Raw genomic sequence first — 5,246 nt, forward strand, 5'->3', positions numbered from 1 at the left:
GTTCCGGTGGCGCCGCCCTGGCGATGTCCCCCCAGGTGCGCGGACTCTTCGGCGACGAGCGGGAGGCCGGCGACGCCACCGGAACCGCCGCCACCGACGGCACCGCCGCCCGGCCGAGCGGCCGGCAGCCGAGCACGGTGCGCACCTACCCCGAGCAGAACGAGAGCTACATGGGCTCCCGCGCGGGCGCGGCGATGAAGAAGAACTCCCCGGCCGGCGGCCGGGTCTTCGCCGGCCCGGCCGCCGCCGCGGCGGCGGCCGGGGTGACCGTGCGGACGGTCCTCGCCAAGGACCCGATCCGGGACCTGGCCGGCCGGGCCACCTTCGGGGCCACGCCGAAGGTGCTGGCCGACATCAGGCGGCTCGGCATCGACGGCTGGATCCGCTGGCAGCTCGACCCGGAGAAGATCGCGCCGACGAAGGCCGAGCTGAAGCTCGCCGAACTGCCCACCCTGACGATGACCCCGCAGCAACTGCGCGACCAGCGGGACCAGCTCGACCAGCGGGGCGCCCAGCCGGAGAAGGAGACGGTCGACGCCACCATCGCCCGGCAGATCTGGTCCGACCGCCAGCTCTACGAGGTGATGGTCGACTTCTGGAACGACTTCCTGCACGTCTCGGCGGACTTCGACGGCGGCGAGGTGTACCGCAACTCCTTCGACCGGGACGTCATTCGGCGGCACGCCCTCGGCAGCTACCCGGACATGCTGGTCGCCGCGAACAAGCACCCGGCACTGCTGCTCTACCTGAACCAGGACGACTCCCGGGCCGACGCGGTCAACGAGAACCTGGCCCGGGAGAACCTGGAGCTGTACTCGGTCGGTGTGGACGGCGGGTACACCGAGAAGGACGTCCGGCAGGCCGCGCTGCTGCAGACCGGCCGGGGCGTGGACGGCGGGCGGTACGTCTTCCGCCCGCAGCGGCACTACCTCGGCAAGGTGAAGATCCTCCGCTTCACCCACCCGAACGCCTCGGCCGACCCGAAGCAGGCCGACGCGGTGATCGACCGGTACATCAGCTACCTGGCGCTGCACCCGTCGACCGCCCGGTACGTGGCCCGCAGCCTGGCCACCCGGTTCGTCTCCGACACCCCGCCGAAGTCCCTCGTGGACCGCTTGGCCAAGACGTACACGGCCAGCAAGGGGCTGATCAAGCCGGTGCTGATGACGCTGTTCAGCTCGTCGGAGTTCTGGGCCGCGGTGGGGCAGAAGGTGCGCCGGCCGATGGGGTACCTGGTCGCCACCTACCGCGCCCTCGGCGTACGCCCCGAGGCGTCGCCCGGCTTCTCCGGCGACGGCCGGCGCACCCCGTACGCGCTGGCCCTGCGGCAGATCCACGACAAGCTGCGCGAGCTGGGCCAGTACCCGATGGGCCAGCCCACCCCGGACGGCTATCCGGACGTCTACGTCGCCTGGACCTCGGCCGGGACGATGGTCAACGGCTGGAACGAGGCCGGTGAACTGCTCGCCGGCTCGCGTACCTGGTTCACGTACCCCAGGCCGGAGCGGCTGGTCGCGGACCCGCCGGGGACCGCCGGGGCGTACCTGGACGCGCTGGCGAAGCGGCTGGTGCACCAGAAGCTCAGCGCCAGGGAAAGGGCGCTCGTCCTCGCCGTCACCGGGGTGCCGGCGACCGCGAAGGTCGACGCCACGTTCAACGGGGCCATCGTCGCGGTCGCACGGACGATCCTCGCGTCCCCCCAGCACCACCTTCGGTGAGGCAGACGATGGAGAGAAACCAGCGTCGGCTCGCTGCGGCTCAACGGCGAAGAGAGGTACCGGGCCGCCACCGAGAAGGCAATCAGGGGGCTGTTCACCGGGATCAACCACCCGGTCGAGGAGGCGGTCAGCGAGGGGATGGCCGCCCTGGCCGCCGCGCAGCGGCTCGCCGCCGGGCCGTACCAGGCCGCGCGGGGCGTCCGTTATGAAGGCGTGGGCTACGCCTTCCGGCAACTCGCCCAGCTCATCAAGGGCGGGGCGAACGTGCGGGTGGCCACCGTCGGCATGGGTGGCTACGACACCCACGAGAACCAGGGCACCCGGTCCGGTGGTCAGCTCTGGCGGCGGCTCAACGAGTTGGCGAGCGCGCTGGCGGCGTTCTGCACCGACCTCGGCGACCGGGCCGCCGACGTGACCGTCATGGTGTCCAGCGAGTTCGGCCGCCGGGTCGCCTCCAACGGCGGCGGCACCGACCATGGACACGGGGGTGTGGTGACGATCCTGTCCGGGCGTAAGCTCGCTGGGTCGCTGCTCGGATCATGGCGGGGGTTGAACGATCTGGACAGCGGCGACGTACCCGAGTACAACAACATGTTCGACGTGTACGGGTCCGTGGCGCAGGGCCGCTTCGGGCTCACGACGGCACAAGTGGACAGGATCTTCCCTCGGCGGAAATACACCCCCATGAAGTTGTACGCGTGACATATCAGGAGACCTACGCCGGCCGCCGTTCCGGGACCACGTCCCCGCACGGCGGCCGTTCGGCTGCCCGCATGTCCCCGCCGCCGGCCCTGCCGCGCCGGGGGCCCGCAGGCCGGCGCACCCTGACGGCCCTGTTCTGGCTCGGCCTGGTGGCCGCGGTGCTGCCCTGGTGGCTGGACACCCCGGCCGGGTCGCTGGCCGGCACCGCGGACGCCCTGACCGCGGCCGGGCGGATCACCGGCCTGGTCGCCGGGTACCTGCTGCTGGTCCAGGTGCTGATGATGAGCCGGCTCGGCGCGCTGGAACGGTGGCTGGGCGGGGAGCGCCTCTCCCGCCTGCACCGCGACATCGGCGCCACCCTGCTCGTCGCGGTGCTCGCCCACCTGTCGCTGATCGTGGTGGCCTACGCCGGTCTGGAGAAGAAGTCGATCCTCGGCGAGGTCGGCACCCTGCTGAGCGACTACGAGGACATGGTCTCCGCGTTCGTGGCCGCCGGGATCATGGTGGCCGTCGGCTTCACCGCCATCCGGGCCGTCCGCCGGCTGATGCCGTACGAACTCTGGTACCACCTGCACCTGTTCAGCTACGCCGTCCTGCTGCTCGGCTATGGCCACCAGTTCAGCAACGGCGCGCAGCTCTTCGAGTCCGGGCCGGTGCGCACCGGCTGGATCGCGGCGTACCTGCTGGTGCTCGCCGCGCTGATCTGGGGCCGGGTGGTCGCCCCGCTGCGCTTCAACCTGCGGCACCGGCTGCGGGTGGCCGACGTGGTGGCGGAGAGCCCGGACACCATCTCGATCTACCTGACCGGCCGCCGGCTCAACCAGATCGACTTGCTCGGCGGGCAGTACTTCCGCTGGCGCTTCCTGAACCCCGGCTGCTGGTGGCAGTCGCACCCGTTCTCGCTCTCCGCCGCCGGGAACGACCGCTGGCTGCGGCTGACCGTGAAGGTGGTCGGCTCGCACACCGCCGACCTGCGGGACCTCGAACCGGGCACCCGGGTCTGGGCGGAGGGCCCGTCCGGCACTTTCACCGCCGCCCACCGGACCCGCGAGCGGGCCCTGCTGATCGCGGGCGGCAGCGGGATCGCCCCGCTGCGGGCGATGCTGGAGGAGTTGCCCGCCGGTGCCGCGCTGATCTACCGCGCCCGTACCCCGGCCGACGTGCTCATGCACCGCGAGCTGGACTGGCTGGCCCAGGCCCGGCACACCTCGGTCTGGTACGTCATCGGCTCCCGCAACGACTCCGGTCCCCGCCAGGTGATGAGCCCCGAGGGACTGCGCCGGCTGGTCCCCGACGTGACCCGCCGGGACGTCTACCTCTGCGGACCGTCCGGCCTGGTCGACGAGGCGGTCCGGGTGCTCCGCCAGGCCGGCGTCCCCCGACGGCAGATCCACCTGGCCACGTTCGAGCTGTAGAAGGGGTCCTCCTCGCATGCGTCGCGCCGTCCTCGCGATCACCGGTCTGGCCGCCAGCACCACCGCCCTGGTGGTGCTCAAGGGATCGCCGGGCGCCAGCCACGTCGCCCAGGACCTCCCCGCCGACCAGGCGTCCGTCGCGCCCGGCCCCCGGCTCACCCCGGGCCCGGGGGACTCGACGACCGGGCCCGCGTCGGTGCGGCCGAGCGCGGAGCCCACCACCAGCCGGACCTCGGGCACGAAGACCAGCACCACCGCCAAGGCGACCGCCGCGCCGAAGACCACCACCAGCGCGCCGAAGACCACCACCACCCGGACGGTGACCGGTCCGGTGGTCAGCTACAAGTACGGCTCCCTCCAGGTGCGGATCACCCTTTCCGGGACCCGGATCGTGGACGCCACCGGCCTGGGCATGCCGCAGTCCGGCGGTTCGGCGATGCGCAGCGACGCCGTGCAGGCCCAGTACAGCGGCACCTCCGGCGAGGTGGTGGCCAAGCAGAGCGCCAACCTGAACACCGTCTCCGGGGCCACCTACACCAGCAACGCGTACAAGCAGTCGTTGCAGGCCGCGATCGACAAGGCCTGAGGGTGGCCGAGGCGCCCCTGGCCCGTCCGGGTCTGCGCCGGGTCGAGCACGTCATGGGTACGGCGATCAGCTTGGACCTGGCCGACGACCTGCCCGCCGCGACGCTGCACGCGCTGGCCGAGGAGACGTTCGCCTGGCTCCGCGCGGTCGACGCCCGGTTCAGCACGTACCGGGAGGACAGCGAGGTGTGCCGGCTGGACCGGGGTGAGCTGCCGCTGGCCGAGGCGTCGGCCGACCTGCGGGCGGTGGTGGAGCGCTGCGCCGACCTGTGGCGGGAGACCGACGGGTACTTCGACGCGTACGCCACCGGCCGGCTGGACCCGTCCGGCTACGTCAAGGGCTGGTCGGCGCAGGTCGCCTCCGACCGGCTGCTCGCCGCCGGAGCGGTCAACCACTGCCTGAACGCCGGCGGGGACGTCCGGGTACGCGGGCTCTCCGCCTCCGGCGAGCCGTGGCGGATCGGCGTCCGGCACCCGTGGGATCCGACGGCGATCTGTCTGGTGCTCAGCGGCACCGACCTGGCGGTGGCCACCTCCGGCGTCTACGAGCGGGGCGAGCACGTGCTCGACCCGCGCCGGGGTGCCCCGGCCCGGGGCCTGCGCTCGGTCACCGTGGTCGGCCCCGATCTCGGCGTCGCCGACGCGTACGCCACCGCCGCCGTGGCGATGGGCCCGGCCGGGATCGGCTGGCTGGACCGCCTCCCGGGTCACCGGCACGCCGTCGTCACCGACGACGCCCGTCTCCTCCACTCCACCGACCTTCCCCTGACCGACTGACCCCGGAGCGCCCGCCGTCGACGGTCAGCGGAGGGGGCGGTGGGTGGTG

Annotated in this window: 5 protein-coding genes; all 5 read left to right on the top strand. The window is 72.7% G+C overall.

Features of this window, described 5'->3' with window-relative positions; genetic code table 11:
- A partial coding sequence (locus DKL51_RS01290; protein WP_148097698.1) for a DUF1800 domain-containing protein occupies positions 1-1,718 on the top strand: 1,718 nt, incomplete at its 5' end.
- Positions 1,719-1,856: 138 nt separating this feature from the next.
- A complete protein-coding gene (locus DKL51_RS01295; RefSeq protein WP_243420683.1) occupies positions 1,857-2,420 on the top strand; it encodes a DUF1501 domain-containing protein in 564 nt (187 codons plus the stop codon).
- A gap of 71 nt (positions 2,421-2,491) precedes the next feature.
- Complete coding sequence (locus tag DKL51_RS01300) at positions 2,492-3,835, top strand: ferredoxin reductase family protein (RefSeq protein ID WP_243420684.1); 1,344 nt, start codon at positions 2,492-2,494, stop codon at positions 3,833-3,835.
- A gap of 16 nt (positions 3,836-3,851) precedes the next feature.
- Positions 3,852-4,421 carry an FMN-binding protein gene (locus tag DKL51_RS01305; RefSeq protein ID WP_109965106.1) on the top strand — a complete coding sequence of 190 codons (570 nt, stop codon included), beginning with the start codon at positions 3,852-3,854 and terminating at the stop codon, positions 4,419-4,421.
- 53 nt (positions 4,422-4,474) lie between these two features.
- Positions 4,475-5,197 (top strand): FAD:protein FMN transferase, encoded by a 723-nt coding sequence (locus DKL51_RS01310; protein ID WP_109945358.1) that lies wholly within the window; start codon positions 4,475-4,477, stop codon positions 5,195-5,197.
- Positions 5,198-5,246: the final 49 nt, after the last annotated feature.

It is taken from the genome of Micromonospora globispora (assembly GCF_003857015.1).
GTDB classification, from domain to species: domain Bacteria; phylum Actinomycetota; class Actinomycetes; order Mycobacteriales; family Micromonosporaceae; genus Micromonospora; species Micromonospora globispora.

Coding starts and splice junctions, on each gene's coding strand:
- DKL51_RS01295 (WP_243420683.1), top strand. CDS start 1,857: ATGGCCGCCCTGGCCGCCGCGCAGCGGCTCGCCGCCGGGCCGTACCAG.
- DKL51_RS01300 (WP_243420684.1), top strand. CDS start 2,492: ATGTCCCCGCCGCCGGCCCTGCCGCGCCGGGGGCCCGCAGGCCGGCGC.
- DKL51_RS01305 (WP_109965106.1), top strand. CDS start 3,852: ATGCGTCGCGCCGTCCTCGCGATCACCGGTCTGGCCGCCAGCACCACC.
- DKL51_RS01310 (WP_109945358.1), top strand. CDS start 4,475: ATGGGTACGGCGATCAGCTTGGACCTGGCCGACGACCTGCCCGCCGCG.